The organism is Achromobacter sp. ESBL13, assembly GCF_036668755.1.
Lineage (GTDB): Bacteria > Pseudomonadota > Gammaproteobacteria > Burkholderiales > Burkholderiaceae_B > Achromobacter.
In genome coordinates, this window is sequence record NZ_JAZEVT010000002.1 from 374,733 (window position 1) to 397,855 (window position 23,123).

General features: G+C 61.9%; 29 protein-coding genes. 21 read left to right on the forward strand and 8 right to left on the reverse strand.

Annotated elements, in window-relative coordinates:
* Positions 1-73 precede the first annotated feature (73 nt).
* The 4 genes from rpsG (at position 74) to rpsJ (ending at position 4,317) form a co-directional block, all read left to right on the forward strand.
* Positions 74-544: a 30S ribosomal protein S7 gene (rpsG, locus tag V6F88_RS10470; protein WP_006216561.1), complete on the forward strand. Its 471-nt coding sequence runs from the start codon at positions 74-76 to the stop codon at positions 542-544.
* 18 nt (positions 545-562) lie between these two features.
* Positions 563-2,665, forward strand: a complete 2,103-nt coding sequence (gene fusA / locus V6F88_RS10475; RefSeq protein ID WP_332609378.1) for an elongation factor G — start codon at positions 563-565, stop codon at positions 2,663-2,665.
* Between the two features lie 75 nt (positions 2,666-2,740).
* Complete coding sequence (tuf, locus tag V6F88_RS10480) at positions 2,741-3,931, forward strand: elongation factor Tu (RefSeq protein ID WP_006221899.1); 1,191 nt, start codon at positions 2,741-2,743, stop codon at positions 3,929-3,931.
* A 74-nt stretch (positions 3,932-4,005) separates the two neighbouring features.
* Positions 4,006-4,317 (forward strand): 30S ribosomal protein S10, encoded by a 312-nt coding sequence (gene rpsJ, locus V6F88_RS10485; protein ID WP_003806903.1) that lies wholly within the window; start codon positions 4,006-4,008, stop codon positions 4,315-4,317.
* A 104-nt stretch (positions 4,318-4,421) separates the two neighbouring features.
* Here rpsJ and V6F88_RS10490 read toward each other — a convergent pair whose 3' ends face one another.
* On the reverse strand, positions 4,422-5,231 hold the full coding sequence (locus tag V6F88_RS10490) for an aspartate dehydrogenase (protein ID WP_332609381.1): 810 nt from the start codon (positions 5,229-5,231) through the stop codon (positions 4,422-4,424).
* Positions 5,232-5,405: 174 nt separating this feature from the next.
* Positions 5,406-6,311 (reverse strand): alpha/beta fold hydrolase, encoded by a 906-nt coding sequence (locus V6F88_RS10495; RefSeq protein ID WP_332609383.1) that lies wholly within the window; start codon positions 6,309-6,311, stop codon positions 5,406-5,408.
* 283 nt (positions 6,312-6,594) lie between these two features.
* On the opposite strand from V6F88_RS10495, the gene V6F88_RS10500 reads away from it, so the two are divergent.
* The 16 genes from V6F88_RS10500 to V6F88_RS10575 all read left to right on the forward strand — a co-directional run bounded on the left by V6F88_RS10500 (position 6,595) and on the right by V6F88_RS10575 (position 16,173).
* The gene (locus V6F88_RS10500; RefSeq protein ID WP_332609385.1) at positions 6,595-7,194 is read left to right on the forward strand and encodes a cupin domain-containing protein; all 600 of its coding nucleotides are present in this window, start codon (positions 6,595-6,597) and stop codon (positions 7,192-7,194) included.
* Between the two features lie 81 nt (positions 7,195-7,275).
* Positions 7,276-8,283: an ABC transporter substrate-binding protein gene (locus V6F88_RS10505; protein WP_332609387.1), complete on the forward strand. Its 1,008-nt coding sequence runs from the start codon at positions 7,276-7,278 to the stop codon at positions 8,281-8,283.
* Positions 8,276-9,064: an ABC transporter ATP-binding protein gene (locus tag V6F88_RS10510; protein ID WP_332609389.1), complete on the forward strand. Its 789-nt coding sequence runs from the start codon at positions 8,276-8,278 to the stop codon at positions 9,062-9,064. Before V6F88_RS10505 ends, V6F88_RS10510 begins: the two co-directional genes overlap by 8 nt.
* Positions 9,065-9,832 (forward strand): ABC transporter permease, encoded by a 768-nt coding sequence (locus tag V6F88_RS10515; RefSeq protein WP_332609391.1) that lies wholly within the window; start codon positions 9,065-9,067, stop codon positions 9,830-9,832.
* A gap of 385 nt (positions 9,833-10,217) precedes the next feature.
* Positions 10,218-10,907, forward strand: coding sequence for a 50S ribosomal protein L3 (rplC, locus tag V6F88_RS10520; protein WP_052946063.1), 690 nt, complete (start codon positions 10,218-10,220; stop codon positions 10,905-10,907).
* 4 nt (positions 10,908-10,911) lie between these two features.
* Positions 10,912-11,532 carry a 50S ribosomal protein L4 gene (gene rplD / locus V6F88_RS10525; protein ID WP_006216558.1) on the forward strand — a complete coding sequence of 207 codons (621 nt, stop codon included), beginning with the start codon at positions 10,912-10,914 and terminating at the stop codon, positions 11,530-11,532.
* Positions 11,529-11,825 (forward strand): 50S ribosomal protein L23, encoded by a 297-nt coding sequence (gene rplW / locus V6F88_RS10530; RefSeq protein ID WP_006216557.1) that lies wholly within the window; start codon positions 11,529-11,531, stop codon positions 11,823-11,825. Before rplD ends, rplW begins: the two co-directional genes overlap by 4 nt.
* Positions 11,826-12,653 (forward strand): 50S ribosomal protein L2, encoded by an 828-nt coding sequence (gene rplB / locus V6F88_RS10535; RefSeq protein WP_006216556.1) that lies wholly within the window; start codon positions 11,826-11,828, stop codon positions 12,651-12,653.
* A gap of 12 nt (positions 12,654-12,665) precedes the next feature.
* Complete coding sequence (gene rpsS / locus V6F88_RS10540) at positions 12,666-12,941, forward strand: 30S ribosomal protein S19 (protein WP_006216555.1); 276 nt, start codon at positions 12,666-12,668, stop codon at positions 12,939-12,941.
* A gap of 3 nt (positions 12,942-12,944) precedes the next feature.
* Positions 12,945-13,274: a 50S ribosomal protein L22 gene (rplV, locus tag V6F88_RS10545; RefSeq protein WP_006227021.1), complete on the forward strand. Its 330-nt coding sequence runs from the start codon at positions 12,945-12,947 to the stop codon at positions 13,272-13,274.
* A gap of 9 nt (positions 13,275-13,283) precedes the next feature.
* Positions 13,284-14,078 carry a 30S ribosomal protein S3 gene (gene rpsC, locus V6F88_RS10550; RefSeq protein WP_006216553.1) on the forward strand — a complete coding sequence of 265 codons (795 nt, stop codon included), beginning with the start codon at positions 13,284-13,286 and terminating at the stop codon, positions 14,076-14,078.
* A gap of 2 nt (positions 14,079-14,080) precedes the next feature.
* The gene (gene rplP / locus V6F88_RS10555) at positions 14,081-14,497 is read left to right on the forward strand and encodes a 50S ribosomal protein L16 (RefSeq protein ID WP_006216552.1); all 417 of its coding nucleotides are present in this window, start codon (positions 14,081-14,083) and stop codon (positions 14,495-14,497) included.
* 11 nt (positions 14,498-14,508) lie between these two features.
* Positions 14,509-14,700: a 50S ribosomal protein L29 gene (gene rpmC / locus V6F88_RS10560; protein ID WP_003806912.1), complete on the forward strand. Its 192-nt coding sequence runs from the start codon at positions 14,509-14,511 to the stop codon at positions 14,698-14,700.
* Positions 14,701-14,702: 2 nt separating this feature from the next.
* The gene (gene rpsQ / locus V6F88_RS10565) at positions 14,703-14,984 is read left to right on the forward strand and encodes a 30S ribosomal protein S17 (protein WP_006216549.1); all 282 of its coding nucleotides are present in this window, start codon (positions 14,703-14,705) and stop codon (positions 14,982-14,984) included.
* A gap of 110 nt (positions 14,985-15,094) precedes the next feature.
* Positions 15,095-15,580: a hypothetical protein gene (locus V6F88_RS10570; RefSeq protein ID WP_332609394.1), complete on the forward strand. Its 486-nt coding sequence runs from the start codon at positions 15,095-15,097 to the stop codon at positions 15,578-15,580.
* Positions 15,581-15,732: 152 nt separating this feature from the next.
* Positions 15,733-16,173, forward strand: coding sequence for a hypothetical protein (locus V6F88_RS10575; RefSeq protein ID WP_332609395.1), 441 nt, complete (start codon positions 15,733-15,735; stop codon positions 16,171-16,173).
* A 59-nt stretch (positions 16,174-16,232) separates the two neighbouring features.
* Here the strand turns inward: V6F88_RS10575 and V6F88_RS10580 are convergent, their stop codons facing one another.
* From V6F88_RS10580 to V6F88_RS10605, 6 genes are read right to left on the reverse strand one after another with little or no spacing between them, the layout of a single operon-like run.
* Positions 16,233-17,300: a branched-chain amino acid ABC transporter permease gene (locus V6F88_RS10580; RefSeq protein WP_332609396.1), complete on the reverse strand. Its 1,068-nt coding sequence runs from the start codon at positions 17,298-17,300 to the stop codon at positions 16,233-16,235.
* Positions 17,301-17,310: 10 nt separating this feature from the next.
* A complete protein-coding gene (locus V6F88_RS10585) occupies positions 17,311-18,321 on the reverse strand; it encodes a branched-chain amino acid ABC transporter permease (RefSeq protein ID WP_332609398.1) in 1,011 nt (336 codons plus the stop codon).
* Positions 18,318-19,070, reverse strand: coding sequence for an ABC transporter ATP-binding protein (locus V6F88_RS10590; RefSeq protein WP_332609400.1), 753 nt, complete (start codon positions 19,068-19,070; stop codon positions 18,318-18,320). The genes V6F88_RS10585 and V6F88_RS10590 overlap by 4 nt, the downstream gene beginning before the upstream one ends.
* Positions 19,067-19,837, reverse strand: coding sequence for an ABC transporter ATP-binding protein (locus tag V6F88_RS10595; RefSeq protein ID WP_332609402.1), 771 nt, complete (start codon positions 19,835-19,837; stop codon positions 19,067-19,069). The genes V6F88_RS10590 and V6F88_RS10595 overlap by 4 nt, the downstream gene beginning before the upstream one ends.
* 15 nt (positions 19,838-19,852) lie before the next feature.
* Positions 19,853-21,025, reverse strand: coding sequence for a substrate-binding domain-containing protein (locus V6F88_RS10600; protein WP_332609403.1), 1,173 nt, complete (start codon positions 21,023-21,025; stop codon positions 19,853-19,855).
* A 22-nt stretch (positions 21,026-21,047) separates the two neighbouring features.
* Positions 21,048-21,944 carry an alpha/beta fold hydrolase gene (locus tag V6F88_RS10605; RefSeq protein ID WP_332609404.1) on the reverse strand — a complete coding sequence of 299 codons (897 nt, stop codon included), beginning with the start codon at positions 21,942-21,944 and terminating at the stop codon, positions 21,048-21,050.
* 158 nt (positions 21,945-22,102) lie between these two features.
* Between V6F88_RS10605 and V6F88_RS10610 the strand changes: the two genes are divergently transcribed.
* Positions 22,103-23,062 (forward strand): helix-turn-helix domain-containing protein, encoded by a 960-nt coding sequence (locus V6F88_RS10610; protein WP_332609405.1) that lies wholly within the window; start codon positions 22,103-22,105, stop codon positions 23,060-23,062.
* Positions 23,063-23,123: the final 61 nt, after the last annotated feature.

Below are 23,123 nucleotides of genomic sequence, written 5' to 3' on the forward strand. Positions count from 1 at the left end.
GGGGTCGTCCCAATGGGCGGCCATGGCCGTGTAATGAAACACGGTTCAACTGAACAGACACAAGGAAGCAACAATGCCCCGTCGTCGCGAAGTACCCAAGCGCGAGATTCTGCCCGATCCCAAGTTCGGCAGCGTCGAGCTCGCCAAGTTCATGAACGTCGTCATGCTGGACGGTAAGAAGGCCGTCGCCGAGCGCATCGTCTACGGTGCCCTCGAGCAAGTGCAAACCAAGACCGGCAAAGAGCCGATCGAAGTTTTCAGCCTGGCGATCAACAACATCAAGCCGATCGTCGAAGTGAAGAGCCGCCGCGTTGGCGGTGCCAACTACCAAGTGCCGGTTGAAGTGCGCCCCGTGCGCCGCCTGGCCCTGGCTATGCGTTGGCTCCGTGAAGCCGCTAAGAAGCGTGGCGAGAAGTCGATGGATCTGCGTCTTGCTGGCGAACTGATCGACGCCTCCGAAGGTCGTGGCGCCGCGATGAAGAAGCGCGAAGACACGCACAAGATGGCAGAGGCCAACAAGGCCTTCAGCCATTTCCGCTGGTAATTTAAGGACTAATCCACCATGGCCCGCAAAACCCCGATCGAGCGCTATCGCAACATTGGTATCTCTGCGCACATCGATGCAGGGAAAACCACCACGACCGAACGTATCCTGTTCTACACCGGCGTCAATCACAAGATTGGCGAAGTGCATGATGGCGCAGCCACCATGGACTGGATGGAACAAGAGCAAGAGCGTGGCATCACCATTACGTCGGCAGCTACGACGGCGTTTTGGCGTGGCATGGCGAAGAACTATCCCGAACACCGCATCAACATCATCGACACCCCGGGTCACGTGGACTTCACCATTGAGGTGGAACGTTCCATGCGCGTCCTGGACGGTGCTTGCATGGTCTATTGCGCGGTGGGTGGCGTTCAGCCGCAGTCCGAAACCGTTTGGCGCCAAGCCAACAAGTACGGCGTGCCGCGTCTGGCCTTCGTCAACAAGATGGACCGCACCGGCGCCAACTTCTTCAAGGTCTATGACCAGCTGAAGAACCGCCTGCGCGCCAATCCCGTGCCGATCGTGATCCCGATCGGTGCCGAAGACACGTTCCAAGGCGTGGTCGACCTGGTCAAGATGAAGGCGATCATTTGGGACGAAGCCAGCCAAGGCATCAAGTTCGACTACCACGATATTCCCGCCGAGCTGGAAGGCCTGGCCAACGAATGGCGTGAAAAGCTGGTTGAAGCCGCCGCTGAGTCGTCGGAAGAGCTGATGAACAAGTACCTGGAAACGGGTTCCTTGGAAGAAGCCGAAATCAACCTGGCCATTCGCCAACGCACCATCGCTGGCGAAATCCAGCCGATGCTGTGCGGCACCGCCTTCAAGAACAAGGGCGTGCAGCGCATGCTGGACGCGGTCATCGACTACCTGCCTTCGCCCGTGGACATTCCCGCGGTTGACGGCCAGGACGACGATGGCAATCCCGTCACGCGTGAAGCGGACGACGGCGAGAAGTTCTCGGCACTGGCATTCAAGCTGATGAGCGATCCGTTCGTGGGTCAATTGACCTTCGTGCGCGTTTACTCGGGCGTCCTGAAGTCGGGCGACACGGTCTACAACCCCATCAAGGGCAAGAAAGAACGTATCGGCCGCATTCTGCAGATGCACGCGAACAACCGCGAAGAAATCAAGGAAGTGTTGGCAGGCGACATCGCCGCCGTGGTGGGTCTGAAAGACGTGACCACCGGCGAAACGCTGTGCGACACCGATTCGCACATCTTGCTCGAACGCATGATTTTCCCCGAGCCCGTGATTTCGCAGGCCGTGGAACCGAAGTCGAAGGCTGACCAGGAAAAGATGGGTCTGGCGCTGTCGCGTCTGGCTCAGGAAGATCCGTCGTTCCGCGTGCGCAGCGACGAAGAATCCGGCCAAACCATCATTTCGGGTATGGGCGAGCTTCACCTGGAAATTCTGGTCGACCGCATGAAGCGTGAGTTCGGCGTTGAAGCCAACGTCGGCAAGCCGCAAGTGGCCTACCGTGAAACCATCCGCAAGACCTGCGACGAAGTTGAAGGCAAGTTCGTCAAGCAGTCGGGCGGCCGTGGCCAGTACGGTCACGTGGTGCTGAAGGTCGAGCCGTTGCCTCCTGGCGGTGGCTACGAATTCGTGGACGCCATCAAGGGCGGTGTGGTTCCTCGCGAATACATCCCCGCGGTGGACAAGGGCATTCAGGAAACGCTGCCTTCGGGCGTGTTGGCTGGCTACCCGATCGTCGACGTCAAGTGCACGCTGTTCTTCGGTTCGTACCACGATGTGGACTCGAACGAGAACGCGTTCAAGATGGCCGGCTCCATGGCATTCAAGGAAGGTCTGCGCAAGGCCAGCCCCGTGCTGCTGGAACCGATGATGGCCGTTGAAGTCGAAACGCCGGAAGACTACGCTGGTACCGTGATGGGCGATCTGTCCTCGCGTCGCGGCATGGTCCAAGGCATGGACGACATGGTCGGTGGCGGCAAGACCATCAAGGCTGAAGTTCCCCTGGCCGAGATGTTCGGTTACGCCACGAACCTGCGTTCGTTGACGCAAGGTCGTGCCACGTACACGATGGAATTCAAGCATTACTCCGAGGCTCCCAAGAACGTCGCTGACGAAGTCATCGCCGCTCGGGCCAAGTAAATAACCCTAGCCAGGTCCGCCCATCCGGGTGGCCTGGCAGATTCAAGTTTCCTTGAAAGTTAAAGGATAGAGATCATGGCAAAAGGCAAGTTTGAACGTACCAAGCCGCACGTGAACGTGGGTACGATTGGTCACGTTGACCACGGCAAAACGACGTTGACGGCAGCTATCACGACCGTTCTGTCGAACAAGTTCGGTGGCGAAGCCAAGGGCTACGACCAGATCGATGCGACTCCTGAAGAAAAGGCTCGCGGCATCACGATCAACACCGCCCACGTCGAGTACGAAACCGAAGCGCGTCACTACGCTCACGTTGACTGCCCGGGCCACGCTGACTATGTGAAGAACATGATCACGGGCGCGGCGCAAATGGACGGCGCGATTCTGGTTGTGTCGGCCGCTGACGGCCCGATGCCGCAAACGCGCGAACACATTCTGCTGAGCCGCCAGGTTGGTGTGCCGTACATCATCGTCTTCCTGAACAAGGCTGACATGGTTGACGACGCCGAGCTGCTCGAGCTGGTGGAAATGGAAGTTCGCGAACTGCTGTCCAAGTACGACTTCCCGGGTGATGACACCCCGATCGTCAAGGGTTCGGCCAAGCTGGCGCTGGAAGGCGACAAGGGCGAGCTGGGCGAGCAAGCCATCATGGCTTTGGCCGCTGCACTGGATTCGTACATCCCGACGCCTGAGCGCGCCGTGGACGGCACGTTCCTGATGCCGGTTGAAGACGTGTTCTCGATCTCGGGTCGTGGCACGGTGGTGACGGGCCGTATCGAACGCGGCATTGTCAAGGTCGGCGAAGAAATCGAAATCGTGGGTCTGGTGCCGACGGTCAAGACGACTTGCACGGGCGTTGAAATGTTCCGCAAGCTGCTGGACCAAGGTCAAGCCGGCGACAACGTGGGCATTTTGCTGCGCGGCACCAAGCGTGAAGACGTCCAGCGCGGCCAAGTGTTGGCCAAGCCGGGCTCGATCACCCCGCACACGGACTTCACGTCCGAGGTGTACATCCTGTCCAAGGAAGAAGGCGGCCGTCACACTCCGTTCTTCCAGGGCTATCGTCCCCAGTTCTACTTCCGCACGACGGACGTGACGGGCACGATCGAGCTGCCGGCCGACAAGGAAATGGTTCTGCCGGGCGACAACGTGGCCATGACGGTCAAGCTGTTGGCTCCCATCGCCATGGAAGAAGGCCTGCGTTTCGCTATCCGTGAAGGCGGTCGTACCGTCGGCGCCGGCGTCGTCGCCAAGATCCTGAAGTAATTCGGATCACTTAAGCAGCAAACAACCAGCGAGGGCGCCTCGTCGCCTTCGCCTCTCGTTCTTTAGGAAACGCCATGAAAAACCAAAAGATCCGTATCCGCTTGAAAGCATTCGATTACAAGCTGATCGATCAATCGGCCGCTGAAATCGTCGACACCGCCAAGCGTACCGGCGCCGTCGTCCGCGGCCCGGTGCCGCTGCCCACGCGTATCCGTCGCTACGACGTTCTGCGTTCGCCGCACGTCAACAAGACGTCGCGCGACCAGTTCGAAATCCGTACGCACCAGCGCCTGATGGACATCGTTGATCCCACCGACAAGACCGTTGACGCTCTGATGCGTCTGGACCTGCCGGCCGGCGTTGACGTCGAAATCGCGCTGCAGTAAGGCGATTCGGGCCTGCTACCTTCGCCGGTAGGCTCGTAAAGAATGGCCGTGTTCCCAAGGGAATGCGGCCATTTTGTTTTGCGGCGGTGTTTGTTGCTGCGTGATCAGATCACCAGCGGCTCCACGGCATTGCAGATGGCCCGGACCAAACTGTAGACCGTCAACGACGAGGTCTTGGGGTTCGCGGCCAAGGGCTTGCCGCGCATCGTCAACTCAAACTCCCCGAACGCGCCTCTGGCGTGAACGTGGTGCACGTTGTCTTGTACCCCGGGATCCGCCCACAGCCGCACACGCGTATGGTCCAGACCAAGTCCCGCCAGTGCGAGCGTGGCTGCCACGTTCGCGTTTTTTGGGTACGCGGATGCGGCTTCACGTGCGCTGCCTTCGAAAATGACCGTGGGGCTTTGGGCCAAGGACGTCAGATCGAACTGCTGAGCCGCTGGCGTGCCGCTCCAGGCAAGCGGTGGTTTGCGGCCGATGTACACGACCTCGTCCAGACCCCCGTGCCGTGCCGCAGCCAGCGCATCAATGGCGCCGATGGCCCCGGACAGCAGTTGCACGCGCGTCTGACCGGCCCGCGCGGCCTGCTCCAACTCTTCAATGAGCCCGGGCGCCGCCAAGGCGCCCACTGACGCGATCACGCACGGAATCCCGGCCCGCAGGGCGGGCAGCACATGCTCGACGATGGCGCCGTGTCCGGCGCATTCCACAAGCAAGTCCGGCCGCGTAGGCGCCTCGTCTAGGCTGGCGTGAATGGTGGCTCGCCGCGCCCAAGGCTGGATACGCTGGCGCGCATCGGCCCGGTGCGGCGGGGGCACAAGCACCGTGGTCACCACCAAGTCAGTCCGGCAGGCAAGCAACTCCAGCGCGGCAACGCCGATTGCGCCGCAGCCCACCATGGCTATCTTCAACATCGGTACGTCCTTGAATTGGTACGGGTTCAGGTTCGGGTTCTTCCAACGGCGACGTTGCGCCCGGTCTATGCGGGCACATAATCGAATGAGGTGGATAGTTCATCCGCAGCGTCGCATACCGCATGCATGACGCAGGCTCCGTCGATCGTCGGTTGCTCGCGGCCTAGGGTGGGTTCAACCGGCCCGCCGGTTCGGGAGCGCCCGGCACACGATCTCGGCAACTTGTGCTGGGCACTGGATATGGCAGGCGTGGCCTGCACCGTCGATCAGTGCAAACGAAGCGTTCCACGCTTGTGCGACGGCTTGGCCGTGAGCGGCGGGCGTGATGACGTCGTGGTTGCCTACCCGCACGTCCACCGGCATGGCGGGTGCGGGGCGGGACAAGAGGTCGCTATCGCACAGAAGGCTGACCGCTTGGCGGTAACCGGCCGGCGAGATCTGGCGCATGTTCCAACTCGCCCATTCCTGCATGGCGGGCGTCGCCGCATTCGATAGCAGTGCAGAAGCCCTTTGCGCGGCGATGCCGTCGATGCCTTCTGTCTCCAATAAGGTCAAGCGGCGCGTGCGTACGGCCTCGCGCCGTGCCGCGTCATGGCTTGCATACCCCTGTGCCGGACTGAGCAGCACTAACCGCTGAACCTCCGCCCGCCTGTCGCGTGCCGCATAAGCGCCCGCCACGATGGCACCAAGGGAATGGCCGACCATCACGCATTCCGACACGCCCGTGTGTGCCAGCAACTGATGTAAGGCGGCGGCGTAATCGTCGGCCGACGGATGCGCTTGGCGCAGCGGCGTGGATCCGGCATAGCCCGGCGCATTCCAGGCCAGGATGCGGAATCGGTCGCGCAACGTCAGCGCGACATCCAGCCAGCAGCCGGCGGCGGACCCGATCCCGTGCAGCAAAACCACGGTGGGGCCGGCACCCGCGATTCGGTAGGCAAGGGTGCCGAACCCCAGGGGCATCTGGTGCAAAGGGAAGCCTTTATCCAGGTCTTCAAGTCGGGCGGACAAGGCGCGCGTGGGGTCGGGCAGCAGGCCGAGCCCCACTGGCGACGCGGAAGAAGCGAATGCAGAGCGCATACGGGTAATCCCCGGGAATGGTTTGGGATGCCGCACTATTATACTTCGTTCGTCTCATCGGTAAAGCTGTGTCTCATATATAAAACATAGGCCATCGGTGTCGCGGCGGCTGCGCCAAGAACCTGGACATGCTCTTCAACAACACCGACGTGCGCGACCCCACCGCTGGCGACGACATCAGCCGCCGCCAGTTCGGCGCCGGCATCCAGCGCTCGTTCTGATCGCAACCCCCGTCGTTTCCGCCAGGAATGGCCTGGCCGAACGCGACTAAAAAGGAAACGCCATGAATGCTGTAACCCACACCGAAGAGACCCCCGTTCCCGATCAGGAGCATCCCCAGTTCGCCAGTTGGAAACGTCCTAAGGACAAGACGCTGGGCGAATGGATGGAAACTCGGGTCGCCCGCCGTGCGACGCGTACTTACGACTGGAGCGCGTTGGGCTGGCAGGCCGAAGTCGACCCCGTCTATCGTCGTGCGCAAACGCGCTACATCGGCACCGGCGCAGCCGGCGTGCGGGAGGACCAGAACTCGATTCCGGCAGAGCACTTCACGTTCTCCACCATGGTGCTGCCGGCCGGTTGTGAGGGTCCCATGCACGTACACCCGGATGTCGAAGAGGCCTTCTTCATCCTGCGCGGCCACAACATCCGTTTGTTCCTGGAATACCAGGGCGAGACCTTCGAAACCGAACTGAGCGAACGCGATGTGATCTCGGTGCCGCCGGGCATCTATCGAGGCCTGCGTAACGAAGGCCAGGAAGAGGCGCTGATGTGCGTGATGCTCGGCGCGAACCGCCCGGACTTGCCTGACTATCCCGCCGACCATCCGATCGCCATCGCCAAGGTGGAGCGCAAACGCGCCGCGGCGGCGGCGAAGGCGTGATGCGCGTGTCCTAGCAGCATCTGCCGTATTCGGCCTCCCCGAATTTCGCCCCTGGATGAAGTCCCCGTTTGGAGACCCTTGATGAACCGCAGATCTTTCCTGGGGGCGGCCGCCGGCATGGCGGGCGCCCTGATGTTGCCCGCGGCGGGTGTCGTGCGCGCCGCACCGGGCGGCAAGTTTACGTTCCTGACGCCGTTCACGTTGTCCTTGGCCTTTGCGCCCGTGCTGTATGCATCGGCGTCCGGCAAGTTCAAGGCGCAAAGCCTGGACCTGCGCGTGGAGGTTGGCCGCGGCGCGGCGCAAGTCGTGCAACTGGCCGCTGCGGGCCAGGTCAACGCCGGCCGCACGGGCGCCGCCAACTATATGTCCGCTCGCGCGCAAGGCAACTCCGACGTCGTCGCGTTCGGCACCATCGCCCAGATTTCGCCGTTCGTCGTGGTGTCCGCCGAGCGCGCGCCGATCGCGGACGCTGGCGAGTTGGCCGGCAAGATCGTCGGACTGGCCTCGTTTGGGGGCTCGATGGAAGCCACCTTGAACCTGATGCTGGTGCACGCGGGCGTCGACCCGACATCGGTGCGCCGCGAACGGGTCGCCGATGGTCCCGCATCGTTCGCGATGATCGAGGCAGGCCGCGTGCATGCCTTCTTCGGCAATACCAGCACGGTGTCGCGTTTGCGGGCGCAAAAGCTGGCGATCTCGGTCATGCATGCCGACGATGGCGTGCCCGGCCAGGTCTATGTGGCGCGCGAAAGCGAACTGGCGGCAAACCGTGACGCCTATGTCGCCTTCACCCGTGGCGTGGTGCAAGCCGTGAGGGAACTGGCCGCGATGGATGACGCAGCCTTGATGCAAGCTATCGCGCTGATGGGCGACGCGTTCGATATCCCAGGTATCGATAAGGCCGATATCGCACTGCAAGACCTGCGCGGCAACCGCGAACTTTGGCTGAGCCATGGCGCGGAACAGGCGGTGCGCAACGATCCCAAGCAATGGCAGGAAGGCAGCAAACTGCTGTTGGACGCCGGCCTGATGCGCACGACCGATCGCAAGCTCTATACCAACGACATCTGGGAGAGCGCTGTTGCCTGAAGCCCTATCCATAGCGCCGGCGGTGGATGCGGGCACGGCGATCGTCCGCTTCATCGACGTCACCAAGAAATTCAAGACCGACTCGGGCGTGACCATCGCCTTGCAAGGGGTGAACCAACATATCGCGCCGGGCGAATTCGTGGCCATCATCGGGCCGTCAGGCTGCGGCAAGTCCACCTTGCTGCGGCTGCTGTGTGGCCTGGAGTCGCCCAGCGAAGGCCAGATCGCCTGGCCGGGGCGGGGTGCTTCCAACCCGGTTCGCTTTGGCGTCGCCTTTCAAGAACATCGTCTGCTGCCATGGCTGAATATCGAGCAGAACGTGGCACTGCCCAAGCTGATGACTACGGGGGCTACGCGCGCAGACTTGGAACGCGCTCGCCAGTTGTGCGCCATGGTGGGCCTTGGCGGATTCGAAAAGCGCAATCCGTCGGAGCTATCGGGCGGCATGCGCCAGCGCGCGTCCTTCGCGCGGGCGCTGTTCTCAAACCCCGAGTTGCTGTTGCTGGATGAACCCTTCGGTGCGTTGGATGCACTGACCCGCGAGCAGATCATTGCGGACGCCGAACGCATCTGGATGCGCGAGGGCTTTGCGGCGTTCCTCATTACTCACTCGATCAGCGAGGCCGTGCATCTGGCCGACCGCGTCATCGTCATGTCCGCCCGTCCGGGCCGTGTGGCTGCGCAGATCCGCGTGGATTTGCCGCGTCCGCGTACCAAGCTGCGCGAACACCCCGAATACGCGCGGCTGTGCGCCGAACTGCGCAAACACCTGGAGATCTGAATGACACGCATCGCCATTCAACTCGGTTCCGTGCTGGTGTTCTTTGTCCTGTGGAAAAGCTATGTGACGCTTTTTGACGTGTCGCCGCTGGTGCTGCCTCCGCCCGAGAACGTGCTGGCCGCGCTGGTGCAGTTGATGCAGCGGCCTGATACCTATTTCCACATCTACACGACGCTGGTCGAGTGTCTGGGCGGGTTCGTGATCGCGGTGGTGTTGGGTACGTTTATCGGCCAGGTGCTGGGCAGGGTCGAACTGCTGGATACGATCTTCAAGCCGTTCGTCGTCGCCTTGCAACTGACGCCCAAGGTCGCGCTTATCCCGCTTTTTATCCTCTGGTTCGGCTTTGGCATCGAATCCAAGATCGTGATCTCGGCGCTGCTGGCGTTCTTTCCCGTGTTTGCCAATAGCTACCTGGGGGCGAAATCGGTCGACACCGGCTTGGTCGAGGTCTTTCAGGTGGGCAACGCGACCGGCCGCAAACGTTTCCGCCTGTTGGTGATACCGGCGTCGCTGCCCTATATATTGACGGGTATGGAAATGGCGATCGTGTTGTCCATCATCGGCGCGGTGGTGTCGGAGTTTGTGGCCGGCTCGCGCGGGCTGGGTTACCTGGCCACCGTCAAGTTGCAGGACATGGAGGTCGACACGCTATTCGCCGTAGTACTGCTGCTGGCGATGATCGGCTTTGTGCTTTACTTCGCGGTGGGATCGCTTCGCAAGGTGCTGATCCCCTGGCACGAGTCGGGCAGGGCCGGGAAAGTGGCGTGATTCGTTGGCTCGGAGGCGCGTGCCGTTGCCCGGTAAGCGGCCACTCACTGTCCCATGGGCGCCCAGTTCGCGGGGCGGCCCGTCGGGCACCCAATCGGGAACGGTTTCGGCAACCGATTCTTCCTGTTTGAGGTGTGGCAAAACAGCCCACTTTCCCCTGTCCAAAGCGGGCTAAGTGCTTGTGCCACCTAAAAAAATCATGCTAATATGCCAAGCTTGCCATTTTGTGGCGAGTCTAACTATGGGCGGATTGGCTTGAATCTTTGCTGCAAGGCAAAGGCACCTCTAAGGCAAAACCAACCAGGTTGAACATAGTCGTAGGGCAAAGGCCGTTACCTTTTGCCTGATTAGCCCTGACCAATCGCAGTCAGGAATGGAGAAAACGATGTCGAATTCGACACCCACGCCCGCCGCTCACCGGCTGGGGCTGGTGGGTCGCAAGGTCGGCATGACCCGCATTTTTACCGAGGAAGGTGAATCCATCCCGGTAACCGTGCTGGACGTGTCTAACAACCGCGTGACCCAAGTTAAGTCGCTGGAAACCGACGGCTACGCCGCGATCCAAGTGGCTTATGGCACTCGTCGTGCCTCGCGTGTGGCTCAGCCGCAAACGGGCCACTACGCCAAAGCCGGCACTGAAGCCGGTAGCATCCTCAAAGAATTCCGCCTTGATCCCGCTCGCGCTGCTGAATTTGCAGCCGGTTCCGTGATCGCCGTGGAATCCGTGTTCGAAGCCGGCCAACAGGTCGACGTGACGGGCACGACCATTGGTAAAGGCTTCGCCGGTACCATCAAGCGTCACCACTTCGGTTCGCAACGCGCGTCGCACGGTAACTCCCGTTCGCACCGCGTCCCGGGCTCGATTGGCCAAGCTCAAGATCCGGGCCGCGTGTTCCCGGGTAAGAAGATGGCTGGTCACCTGGGTGATGTCACCCGCACCGTTCAAAACCTCGACGTCGTTCGCGTTGACGTTGAGCGCGGCCTGCTGCTGGTCAAGGGCGCTGTCCCCGGCCACGCTGGCGCCGACATCGTCGTGCGCCCGGCCATCAAGGCCCCGGCCAAGAAGGGAGCGTAAGTAAATGGATCTCAAGCTCCTGAACGACCAAGGTCAGGCCGCTGCTACGTTCAGCGCGCCCGATACGATCTTCGGCCGTGACTTTAACGAAGCGCTGATTCATCAGATCGTGGTGGCTTTCCAAGCCAATGCCCGTGCCGGCAACCGCGCTCAGAAGGATCGTGCCGAAGTTAAGCACTCGACCAAGAAGCCCTGGCGCCAGAAGGGTACCGGCCGCGCACGCGCTGGTATGACTTCGTCGCCGCTGTGGCGTGGCGGTGGTCGGATTTTCCCGAACTCGCCCGAAGAGAACTTCAGCCAGAAGGTCAACAAGAAGATGTACCGCGCCGGGATCCGTTCGATCTTGTCGCAACTGGCTCGTGAAGACCGTATCGCCGTTGTCGAATCGTTTGATCTGGAATCGCCCAAGACCAAGGCTGCTGCTGCAAAGCTGAAGAGCCTGGGCCTGGACTCTGTCCTGATCATCACCGACAGCGTTGATGAGAATGTTTACCTCGCCACCCGCAACCTGCCGCACGTTGCTGTTGTCGAGCCCCGTTATGCCGATCCGTTGTCGCTGGTCCACTACAAGAAAGTGCTGATCACCAAGCCGGCCATCGCTCAACTCGAGGAGATGCTGGGATGAACGCTGAACGCTTGATGCAAGTCATTCTGGCTCCGATCGTGACCGAAAAGGCCACGTTCGTCGCTGAGAAGAATCAGCAAGTCGCTTTCCGTGTCGTGGCTGACGCTACCAAGCCGGAAATCAAGGCTGCCGTCGAACTGCTCTTCAAAGTGCAGGTCGAGTCCGTGCAGGTCCTCAACCGTAAGGGCAAAGTCAAGCGCTTTGGCCGATTCGTTGGCCGTCGCCGTAATGAGCGCAAGGCTTACGTGTCGCTCAAGGACGGCCAGGAAATCGACTTTGCGGAGGTGAAGTAAATGGCCCTCGTAAAAGTTAAGCCGACATCGGCTGGCCGCCGTGGCATGGTGAAGGTTGTTAGCCCGAACCTGCACAAGGGTGAGCCCTACGCGCCGCTGCTGGAAAAGAAGACCCGTGGTTCTGGCCGTAACAACAACGGTCACATCACGATCCGCCACCGTGGTGGTGGTCACAAGCAACACTACCGCGTCGTCGACTTCCGTCGCGACAAGGACGGTATCCCGGCAAAGGTCGAGCGTCTGGAATATGACCCCAACCGTACGGCGCACATTGCTCTGCTGTGCTACGCCGACGGCGAACGTCGTTACATCATCGCTCCGCGTGGTCTGGAAGTGGGTGCTACCTTGCTGTCGGGCACCGATGCTCCGATCCGCGCTGGTAACACGCTGCCGATCCGCAACATCCCGGTGGGTACGACGATTCACTGCGTCGAAATGCTGCCTGGCAAGGGTGCTCAAATGGTCCGTTCGGCCGGCGCTTCCGCCGTCCTGCTGGCTCGCGAAGGCATCTACGCTCAGGTTCGTCTGCGCTCGGGTGAAGTTCGCCGTGTGCACATCGAATGCCGCGCCACCATTGGTGAAGTCGGTAACGAAGAACACAGCCTGCGCCAAATCGGCAAGGCCGGTGCAATGCGTTGGCGTGGTATCCGCCCGACGGTTCGTGGCGTTGCCATGAACCCGGTGGATCACCCGCACGGTGGCGGCGAAGGCCGTACCGGTGAAGCACGCGAGCCGGTCAGCCCGTGGGGCACCCCGGCGAAGGGTTTCAAGACCCGTCGCAACAAGCGGACGAACAATATGATCGTCCAACGGCGCAAGCGCAAGTAAGAGGCGAACACTATGTCACGTTCGATCAAGAAAGGCCCGTTTGTCGATGCTCACCTGATCAAAAAGGTGGACACGGCCGTCGCGGGCAAAGACAAGAAGCCGATCAAGACCTGGTCGCGTCGTTCCACGATCCTGCCCGAGTTCATCGGTCTGACGATCGCGGTCCACAACGGCAAGCAACATGTCCCCGTGTACATCAACGAGAACATGGTCGGTCACAAGCTGGGCGAGTTCGCGCTGACCCGTACGTTCAAGGGCCACGCTGCGGACAAGAAGGCGAAGAGGTAAGCGATGGAAACTACTGCCATTATCCGTGGGGTGCACATCTCGGCACAGAAGACCCGTTTGGTTGCGGACTTGATCCGTGGCCAGAAGGTCGGCCGTGCCCTGGAAATCCTCACCTTCTCGCCGAAGAAGGCTGCCGTCATCCTGAAGAAGGCTGTCGAGTCCGCCATCGCCAACGCCGAGCACAACGACGGCGCCGATATCGACGAACTGAAAGTCACCACGATTTTTGTGGACAAGGCTCAGTCGATGAAGCGCTTCTCCGCTCGCGCCAAGGGCCGCGGCAACCGTATCGAGAAGCAGACCTGCCATATCACGGTCAAGGTCGGAGCTTAAGGAGTCACGATGGGTCAGAAAATTCACCCCACTGGGTTCCGTCTCGCGGTCACCCGTAATTGGTCCTCGCGTTGGTTCGCCGACGACAAGGCCTTCGGCACGATGCTTGCCGAAGACATTCGCGTTCGCGAGTACCTGAAAAAGAAGCTCAAGAGCGCCTCCGTTGGTCGCGTGATCATCGAGCGTCCGGCCAAGAATGCCCGCATCACCGTCTACTCGGCTCGTCCGGGCGTGGTGATCGGCAAGCGCGGCGAAGACATCGAAAGCCTGAAGGCTGATCTGCAGCGTCTGATGGGCGTGCCTGTGCACGTCAACATCGAAGAAATCCGCAAGCCGGAAACCGATGCTCAACTGATCGCCGACTCGATCTCGCAACAGCTCGAGAAGCGCATCATGTTCCGTCGCGCAATGAAGCGCGCGATGCAAAACGCGATGCGTCTGGGTGCCCAAGGCATCAAGATCATGAGCTCGGGCCGTCTGAACGGTATCGAAATTGCTCGCACCGAGTGGTATCGCGAAGGCCGTGTGCCGCTGCACACCCTCAAGGCCAACATCGACTACGGCACCTCCGAAGCCCACACCACGTATGGCGTGATCGGCATCAAGGTCTGGGTCTACAAGGGCGACATGCTGGCTAACGGCGAATTGCCGCCGGAAACCGCTGCCCCGCGCGAAGAAGAACGTCGTCCGCGCCGCGCTCCGCGTGGTGATCGTCCGGACGGTGCTCGCACCGGTCGTCCGGGTGGTCGTGGTCGTGGTGGTCCCCGCAAGGCGGACGCTGCTCCGGCGCCTGAAGGAGAATAACCATGCTGCAACCCTCTCGCAGAAAGTATCGCAAAGAGCAGAAGGGCCGCAACACCGGTCTGGCGACTCGTGGTACCCACGTGTCGTTCGGCGAATTCGGTCTGAAGGCCACCGGCCGTGGCCGTCTGACCGCTCGCCAGATCGAAGCCGCTCGTCGTGCTATCAATCGTCACATCAAGCGTGGCGGCCGTATCTGGATTCGCATTTTCCCGGATAAGCCCATCTCGCAAAAGCCCGCCGAAGTCCGTATGGGTAACGGTAAGGGCAATCCTGAGTACTGGGTCGCTGAAATTCAGCCCGGCAAAGTGCTCTACGAAATGGAAGGTGTGAGCGAAGAGATCGCGCGTGAAGCTTTCCGCCTGGCCGCTGCCAAGCTGCCGATTTCGACCACGTTCGTCGCGCGTCATATCGGTGCTTAAGGAGTACTAACATGAAAGCTAGCGAACTCCGTTCGAAAGACGCCGCCGAGCTCGGCAAAGAGCTCGAAAGCCTGCTGAAGGCACAATTCGGTCTGCGTATGCAGAAGGCCACGCAGCAACTGGCCAACACCAGCCAGCTGCGCAACGTGCGTCGCGACATTGCGCGCGTTCGTACCTTGCTGACCGAGAAGGCAGGGAAATAAACATGAGCGAAACTCAAAACACCCAAGTGGCCAAGCGCCAGCGTACGCTGGTTGGCAAGGTCGTCAGCAACAAGATGGACAAGACTGTCGTTGTGCTCGTTGAGCGCCGCGTCAAGCACCCCATCTTCGGCAAGATCATCATGCGCTCCGCGAAGTACAAGGCGCACGATGAATCGAACCAATACAACGAAGGCGATACGGTTGAAATCGCTGAAGGCCGTCCCATCTCGCGCTCGAAGTCGTGGCGTGTGGTGCGTCTGGTTGAAGCCGCACGTATCATCTAAGTGAAGCAGTCATCGGAACGGTTCGCCGTTCTGATATAAAACGGCAAGGGCTAAACCCCTTGCCGTTTTTTTTGTCCTTGAGATCGATGCCGATGCGGGTCAGGAACATCATGCGCAGTACCGTACGGGCCAATGTGCTTGTGGCCGCCTTTTGTTTGGCTGGTACCGCCGCCGCGCAAGCGGTGGATGCGGGCGCAGGTAACGGCCCGGCGGCGCCACCCGATGACGCCCGTGTCGGTAAGAACGTCTTGAACGCCGGGCCCGAGCCTCGCGTGAAGCTGCCTCCCGGGTCCCGTGACCACGCCGCCATCTTCGGATCGGATGACGAGGACGAGCAAGCGCTGGCCTCGCAGGAACAGACCCTGGAGAATCAGCGCAATCAAATGCTATTGCTGGAGCGCCTGTTCACCCAGAAGCCGGCCAACGCCGCTGGGGCTGCGCCCGCCATGATGCCGTTGAATACGGGTTCGACGATGCGGCCCTTGCAGCCTACGCCGGCTGGCTCGCAGCTTGACCGAGGCAAGATCGACGAGATGCAGCGGCGAGTCGACAGCCTGCGGCGCGAGGCGGACACGCTGCGCCAGAGCGGAAAGTGACCGTCGCCGCGGTTGCTGCCTGGTCCTTGCCGGCTTTGAAACGCAGCGTAGCCACTATTGGTGCCTGCGTTGTTACAACCCCCCATGGCTCCTGATATAAATCCAGCCAGCGCACCCATTGCGCTGACAATTCTGACCACAGGAGTGGCAACATGATCAGGTCCGCGGGCAAGCTTGGCATAGCAGGTTTCATGGTGTTGGCGGGCGCGGGTTTCTCAACATTCGCAAGCGCACAAAACATTGTTTTCAAGGATGTGGAGATCTCTCGGCCCATCCACGACAGCGTGCTGGTCGTTGGGAGCGATAGCCGGGCGCGCGCCGGCATGGAAGTCAGGGAGTTGCAGAGGACGATGGATCAGGTCCGGGATCAAACGCGTACCCTGGACGATTTGAAAAACGAGAACCGCGCGCTGCAACGCAAGGTGGACGATCAGGACAAAAAGATTGCCTCACTGGAGCGCAAGCAAAGCGACAGCAGCCGCAGTAGCAGCAGCAACAGCAACAGCGCGAACGAGCGGCAGTTCAGCGCGATGCAGCGTCAGATTGACCAGCTTAGCCGCGACCTGGATCGCGTAAGCAGCAAGGTGAAATAAGGCGACAAGCCTAGCGCGGGGCATGGGCGCATGCCGGCACGCGGAGGCCCTTGAGGGCGTTAGCGCCGCCGCGCGAACTCCCTCAATCGCCCCGCGATTCCCGTCGGAAAGTAATACACCGACACCACGAATAGAATCCCCAGCCATAGCAGCCAGCGGTCAGGTTCGAATAACAACGCCAATGGCGCAACGCCCGTCACCGCGTCGTGGATGATTTGCAGGCCGTCTTGCAGATAGCTTTGCGCGAATACGAACAGGCTGGCGCCCACCACCGCACCATACATCGTGCCCATGCCGCCAATCACGAGCATCAGCAGGATGTTCAGCATGATTTCGAACGACAGCGTGGTGTCCGGGCCGTTGTAGCGCAGCCAGAGCGCGTACAGCGCGCCGGCCAGCGTGGCGAACGCGGCGGCAAGCAGGTTCGACAGGCTGCGGTACAGCACGGTGCGGTAGCCGATGGCCTCGGCGCGGAAGGGGTTTTCGCGAATGGCCTGGAGCACGCGGCCGAACGGCGAATTGACGATGCGCAGCAGCATCAGGAACAACACCACGCAGACCGCGGCAATCAGGTAGTAAGTGATGATGCGGCCGTCGATCGTGACGCCAAACACCGGTTCGGAAAAGGGCCGGAACGCCGGCCGCAGCAGCTGCGGCACCTTGAAGTTCAGCCCGTCTTCGCCGCCTGTCAGGTCCGACAATTGCGACACCAATGTCTGGAACGCGGCTGCGACCGCCAGCGTGATCATCGCGTAGAAAATGGCGCGCACCCGCAGGCTGGCCAGGCCGATCAGCAAGGCGAAAGCCAGCGATACCGCTAGGCCCGCGCCCACCCCTGCGAACACCGCCGTCCACCCCGGTTCCATCCGGATGCTGGCGATTGCCACGCCATAGGCGCCAATGCCGAAGAACATGGTGTGCGCAAAACTCACGATGCCGGTGTAGCCCAGCAGCAGGTCATAGCTGGCGACCAGAATCACGAACACCAGGATCTTGGCCGCCACCGCCAGCGATTTGGGACCGGGAAAGAGAAAGGGCGCGGCAGCAAGCAGGGCGACGATTGCAATCAGCGCAAGCGCCAGCAGCGGGCTGCGAGGCGGGTCGCCGGAGAGCAGGCGAAATGACATGTCTGGGCTCCTAGCGGTTGGTGACCGGATACACGCCTTGCGGCCGCCACAACAAAATGGCGACCATCAGCGCGATGTTCGAGAACAGGGCCGCCTTGGGAAGCAGAAAGCCGGTGTAGTTGGCCATCAAGCCGACCAGCAACGCACCAATCAGGCAGCCGACCGTCGAACCCAGGCCGCCGATCATGATGACGATGAAGATCAGCACGTTCACCTGCGCACCCAGTTGCGGCACGATCGACTGCTGGTACATGCCCCACAGCACGCCGCCCAGCCCCGCCAGCATCGACCCCGCGACGAACACGCCCACGAACAGACGGCGGATGCGGTAGCCCAGGCTTTCGACCATTTCGCGGTCTTCGACGCCCGCGCGGATCAACAGCCCCAGCTTGGTACGGTTCAGCAGCCACAGCATCCCACCTAACACCAGCACGCCGACAGCCAAGGCAACGATACGGAATTTCTCGATGGCCGCATCGCCCAGCAGGAACGCGCCACGCAGCGCCTCGGGTAGCGGCAGTGACAGGGTTTGCGGACCCCAGATCATCTTGATGATCTCTTCGCCGATGATCATGCCGCCCATCGTGATCAGGATCTGCTTCAAATGCTGCCCATACACGGGGCGCACGATCACACGTTCAAAGGCCAGACCGACGGCGCCCGCCACCAGCATGCCCACGATCATGGCCGGCAGTACGGCGGCCAGGTTCATCCACAGGCTGCCTGTCTGGGTCCAGTCGGACATCGCGCCCAGCACGGTCGCCGCCATGTAGGCGCCAATGGCGATGAACAGGCCGTGGCCGAAGTTCAGGACGTCCATCAGCCCGAACACCAGCGTCATGCCTGACGCAACGATGAAGATGATCATGCCCATTGCCAGGCCCGCCAGCGTCAGCGTGATCCAGGTTGAGAACGAACCCACCAAGGGCAGCGCCAGCGCGGCCAGCGCCAGCACCAGCAGAACGGGGCGCAGATCCGCACGTACGCGCGGCAAGGGTGTATCGATATCCAGCGTGCTCATTGATGGCTTCCCAGCGACAGGCCCAGCAGCCGCGTCTGTAGTGCGTCGTCTTGCGCCAGCGCCTGCATGTCGCCCGCATGAACGACGCGGCCGTTATCCATGACGGCCACATGGTCGCCGACCCGGCGCGCAAAGTTGAAGTTCTGCTCGACCAGCAAAATGGTGGTGGACGCCTGCTTTAGCTCGATGAAGGCGTCGATCATGTTCTGGATGATGGCGGGCGCCAGGCCCTTGCTGGGCTCGTCGATCAGCAGCAGCCGGCGCGGTTCGATGATGGCGCGCGCGACGGCAAGCATCTGCTTCTGCCCTCCGGACAGCTTGCCGGCGGGGTGCAGCCAGAATTTCTTCAGTGCCGGAAAAAATCCGAAAATCCATTCCAATCGCACCGTATCCAACTGCGCCACGGTTCGGGCCTGGCGCGCGGCCAGCAAGATGTTTTCCTTGACGGAAAGGTCGGCAAAGATGCCCATGTTCTCGGGCACGTAGGCCATGCCCATGCGAGCCATGTCGGGCGGCGATGTGCGCGTGCCCGGCCCGCCGACGGGCGCGCCGTCGAACTGAACCTGGCCTTGCGACGCGCGCCACAATCCCATGATCGTGCGCAGCGTCGTGGTCTTGCCTGCGCCGTTGCGACCCAGCAGCATGGTGACCGCCGACGCGGGCACGGCAAGATCGACGCCGTGCAGGATGTGATACGCGCCGATGTGCGTGTGCACGCCCTTCAATTCCAGCAGCGGCGGCGGGCTCATGCCGGGGTCTCCACGGGCGCGATACCCAGGTATGCCTGCTGCACGATGGGCGAGGCGATGACGGCGGCGGGTTCGCCATCAGCCATCAATTGGCCGTTATGCAGCACCACAATACGGTCGGCCAATTCCCGCACCACATCCATCTTGTGCTCTACCAGAAGGATCGTTTTCGACGGGTCGGTTTTCAGCTCGCGAATCAGCTCCAGCACCACGGGTACGTCGTCTACGCTCATCCCGGCCGTGGGCTCGTCAAACATGAACACTTGTGGCTCTAGCGCGATCAACATGGCGATTTCCAGCTTGCGCTGATCGCCGTGCGGCAGGTCGGCGGCAGCCTGGTCGCGGCGTGCGGACAAGCGGGTTCGTTCAAGCAGTGCATCAGCGCGTGCCAGCAGCTTGCGATCATCGTCCCAAGTCCGCCAGAAGCGAATCTGACGCCAGCTCAGGCCTTGCTGGCGCGATTGCAGCGCCAACCGCACGTTCTCGTGCACGGACAGGCGCGGGAACAGCTGCGTCAGCTGAAATGCGCGGCCCAGCCCCGCGTGCATGCGCGCGGGGGTCGATAGCGACGTCAGGTCGCGCCCGTTCAGACTCACCGACCCTGCGCTGGCGCGCAACTGGCCGGAGATCAGGTTGAAGTACGTTGTCTTGCCCGCGCCGTTGGGGCCGACAATGGCCGTCAGCGTGCCCGGCTCGTAGCGGCAACTGACGTTGTTGACGGCCACGTGCCCGCCGAAGCGGATCGTAAGCGATTGGGTTTCCAGCATGGCGGCAACCGGCCTTCAACGCTTGTTCTGAATGGGCACATTCATCTGATCGGGCGTGATTTCCTTGACCAGATCCTGCACGGCCCACGGCACGGAAGGATCGTTCTTGATGCGGAAGTGGTACATCGACTGCATCGCCTGATGGTCTTCGGGGCGGAACGTCATCTTGCCCTTGGGCGTGTCGAAACTCATGCCCTCCATCGCCTTGATGAGCGTGTCGGTGTCGGCGTTGCCCGCGGTTTTGTTCAGCGCTGCCACGATCGCGATGCCCGAGGACATGCCGCCGGCCGTGAAGAAGTCGGGCGGCTGCCCGAAGCGTTTCTGGTGTTCGGCAACCAGCCAATCGTTGATGGGATTCTTTGGAATGCCGTAGTAGTAATACGTGGCGCCTTCCATGCCGGCCAGGGACTTCAGCGGCGTCATCGCGGCCAGCGTATTGCCGCCCGTGGCAATTTCAATGCCGAAGCGCTTGGGGTCCAGGTCGGCGATCTTGAACGGGTTTCCGGCACCTGCCCACAGGATGAAAATGATCTTGCGGCCGGGTTTATCTTTCAGCGCATCAAACAGGCGTTGCGCGCCGGCGGTGAAGTCGGTGGCGTTGGCCGGCAGGTATTCCTCGTGCACGATCTTGGCGTTTTTCAACGCACCCTTGAAGGCCTTCACGCCGTCGCGGCCAAACGCGTAGTCTTGCGCCAGCATGGCGATGGATGTGCCCGCCTGGTCGAACGCGACCGCGTTGGCAATGGCGTCCTGCGACGAGTTGCGGCCGGTGCGGAAAATGTACTTGTTCCATTTTTCGCCGGTGATCGAATCCGCGACGGCGGGCTCGACCAGCAGGATCTTTTCGTATTCCTCGGCGATGGGCAGCATGGCCAACGCGACGCCTGACGACGTGGGGCCCACCGCGATGTCGGCATTGTCGTCCGCATAGGCCGACGCCAGCTGCGCGCGGGCAACGTCCGGCTTGCCCTGGTTGTCCTTTTCTATGACGCGTATCTTGCGGCCGGCCACGGTCATCGTGCCTTGCGTGGCGTACTCCAGGCCCAGCATCAAGCCGTTCTGCGTCTGTTTGGCATAGGCCTCCAGCGGGCCGGTCTTGTCATACACGTGGGCGACGACAAAATCCTTGGCGGCCACCGCCGAGGTCATGCAGAGTGCCGCCAGCGCGGCGAGCAGTATGCGATTCATGGGAAGTCTCCTGGTATTGGTATCAATGGGCGCAAGCGTTAGCCGTGTGATCCGGCGTGGCAAGAAATTGGCGGATGGCATCGATCTGCGGCGCGACGTTCAGTGCGGGGGCGTGGCCGCAATCAGGGAAGTCGATGCGCGTTGCGCGCGGACCGCGCTGTGTCATGGCGTGAGCCACTTCCGGCAGCAGCAGGTCGGACTGCGCGCCGCGCAGCAACAGCACCGGCATGCGCAAAGAGTCGTAGCCGCTCCAGCGGTCATAGTCATTGGGGTGATGGCGAAACTGCCCGACGATGGCGGGGTCGTAATGCGGCGTGACGCGGCCATCGGGCAGCCGCCGCACCGACGTTTCTGCCATGCGCCGCCATTGCGCATCGCTTTGCCACCCATAGGGCTGGTAGGCGACGCGCAGCCAGGCTTCCAGTTCGGTGACGGTATCAAAGGCGGGCGGGTTGCCCGCGTACGCCAGGATGCGTTCGATGGCCGGCTTGGGCAGCTCGGGTCCGATGTCGTTGACGACCAGATGCGAAATCCGGTCGCGCAAGGTGGTGGCGGCCGCGTGCATGCCGGTGGCGCCGCCCATCGATGTGCCGACCCAGCGCATGCGCACAAGCGACAGACCATCGGCCAGCGCGCGTGCCAGGCGTGCATAGAAATCCAGGCAGTATTCGGCCGCCGCGTCGGGGCTCCATTGCGACAGCCCGCGGCCGATCGTGTCGGGGCAGATGACGCGGTAGTCGCCCGCCAGCGCCTCAGCCAAGTCGTCGAAATCCCGGCCCGTGCGGGCCAGGCCATGCCACATCACGACGGGCGGCGCATCGGGTGCGCCCCATTCCATGTAGTGCAGCTCGCGTCCTTCGCAGCGCGCATAGCGCGATACCGGCGTGTGGCGGGCGGCCGTTGCGGGCTCGGTTGCCATGAGTCTCCTCCCGGGTTGTCCAGGTTGTGTGCTTATCGGGCTGAATATAGACTTGCGCCAGACGCATGCACAATGCGCCGCGCACCCAGGGCAGGGTGAGTCAAGAGCTTGTAGACGCAAGATCAAATTGCGCTGGGCCGCGTACAGGAGACCGCGACATGTCCGACACGGAATTCGCCATATCGGCCACCGCCGGCGCCGACGGGCGCGAGCAATGGCGGGCGGCGCTGGCCGACGCGTTCGGTCCGTTTGAGGTGCACCGCGGCAAACCCGACCATTTCGCCGGCCATGTGCGCTACGCGCGCCGCGCCAGCCTGCAGTTCAATGACCTGCACTATCGGGGACAGAAGCTGGAGCGCACGGCCGGCAACGTGTCGCGGCTGGACCAGGAGTTCTATACGTTTGGCATGCCGCTGGCGGGGCCGCTGGCCGTGCGGCAACAAGGGCGAGATTTTCAGGTGGAGCCGGGTTGCGTTTACCTGATGAACCAAAGCCTGCCGTATCAGGCCACGGCGCAGGGGGAGGCCGGCTACCGCAGCCTGAGCGTGTCGTTTCCTCGCAGTGCGCTGACGCAGCGTGATTCACGCATCGGCGCTTTCCACAAGCTGCGCATCGATGACGGCTCGCCGCGTGGTGCGATGCTGGCCGGTTTCATGGACCACCTTTTCAAGGGCATGGGCAGCTGGTCTGACACTGAAGTGACCGAGCTTGGCGAAAGGTTGATTGACCTGATCGTGCTGTTCCTGGTGCAGGCGGGGCAGGGCCATGCGTCTGAAACCGACAGCAGCGTTACGTTGGCGCATCGCCAGCGCGTGTTGGCCTACATCCGCCGGCACCTGGCCGACCCGGGCTTGTCGCCGCAGCACGTGGCGCAAGGCTGCGGCGTGTCGGTGGCGTATCTGCACCGCATCCTGCGCGCGGGCGGCCTGTCGGTGGAATCATTCATCTTCGATCAGCGCCTGGATAAATGCCGCGAGCTGCTGCTGGACCCGCGGCATCGGCACCGCGGCATCGCCGAACTGGCCTATCAGGTTGGCTTTTCACACCCGTCGCACTTCAGCCGGCTGTTCAAGAGCCGCTTCGGCATCACCCCGCGCGATCTGCGCGCACGTTGCTGAATCAAAAAAGACGGCTCACGAATGAGCCGTCTTGTCTTACCAGTCAGCCGTTCAGCGCGCG